A 1,523-nucleotide genomic window follows, 5' to 3' on the forward strand; every position below is an offset into this window, starting at 1 on the left:
AAACCGGGGTTCCGCGCTGCCATCCGTGGGCTCAGTGCCATCGGTGTGCTCAGTGATCACTTCATCGTTCCGCAATGCACAACCTGCCCACTTATCCGATCGAATCATCCGCTCGAAGCCTACGACGAACACCGGCGAATCAATCAATGGAAGCTCGCAACAGCCTGTACGACAATCACGCAAAGAACCCAATGAAACGATTCCTCAAGATCCTGTTTTTCCTCGCAGCGGTCGCATCAGCACCTCAGGCGATCGCCCAGGAGATGCTGTCGTGGACTGAATTGCCGCCGATGCCCGATGAACTGGGTTTTGCGGGTCCGTTTGCCGGCGTTCACAACGACGCGATGATCGTGGCCGGTGGGGCGAATTTCCCCAAGCCGGTTTGGGACAACGATAAAGTCTGGCACGATCGCATCTTTGTGATGACCAGAGATGGCGATGACTACGCATGGAAAGACGGCGGCAGGCTGCCCCGCGCGATCGCGTACGGGGCGTCCGTCTCGACTCCAGACGGCGTGGTTTGCATCGGCGGAAACGATTCCCAAGCAACCTTTGACGACGTGTTCGTGCTGAGTTGGGACGCAACGTCCGAACGCGTGACGAGGACGGAGTATCCCTCGCTGCCCAAACCCTGTGCGTTTGCCGCCGCCACGATGATCGGCGAGGTGATCTATCTGGCCGGCGGTCAGAGCGGCCAGTCGCTGGAAACCGCGATGACGAACCTTTGGGCGCTGGACTTGTCGAAAAAGACGAGCGACGGCGAGTTCGGTTGGCAGGAATTGCCCGGCTGGCCAGGACCGCCGCGTGCGTTGAACCTGACCGTCAGCCAACACAATGGCTACAACGATTGCGTGTATGTCATCAGCGGGCGCAGCCAAGACGGACCGGCGGACGAACCCAGCAGCTACCAGTTTCTACGCGACGTGTGGGAATTCAATCCCAGCACCGGCGCATGGCGACAACGAAGCGACGCACCGCGATGCTGGATGGCCGGGACGAGTATTAAGTACGGGCAAAGTCACCTACTCGTGCTCGGCGGCGCGACCGAGGAACTGTTCTTTCAATCCGACGCGCTGCAGGATGACCATCCAGGGTTTGGCAACGAAACGGCCGCCTACCACACCATCACCGACACCTGGGTTTCCGCGGGAAGCAATCCCGTCACCCAGGTGACCACCACGGCCGTCCAGTGGGGCGACGAAATCATCGTTCCGACCGGTGAAGTGCGACCACGAACCCGCACGCCGAATGTCTATCGCGTTACGGTCCATCGAACCGATCACAGTTTCGGACTGATCAACTACGTCGTGCTGTTCGGCTATCTGGCGTCGATGGTCGGCGTCGGAGTTTATTTTGCGCGAAAGAACAAGAACACCGACGACTTCTTTCGCGGGGGCAGCCACATTCCGTGGTGGGCTGCCGGTTGCAGCATCTTCGCGACGATGCTGAGTTCGTTGACGTTCACCGGCATCCCGTCCAAGGCGTATGCTCAGGACTGGGTGTATTCGATCGGCAATTTCATG

The 1,523-nt window shown here is 59.4% G+C and carries 1 protein-coding gene; it reads left to right on the forward strand.

The window, feature by feature from the left end; all coding sequences use genetic code 11:
- Positions 1-191: 191 nt before the first annotated feature.
- Positions 192-1,523, forward strand: a 1,332-nt coding sequence (locus tag ABX749_RS32515; RefSeq protein WP_372899696.1) for a kelch repeat-containing protein, incomplete at its 3' end; no start/stop codon positions are given.

It is taken from the genome of Stieleria sp., assembly GCF_041595215.1.
In the GTDB taxonomy this organism is placed as follows: domain Bacteria; phylum Planctomycetota; class Planctomycetia; order Pirellulales; family Pirellulaceae; genus Stieleria; species Stieleria magnilauensis.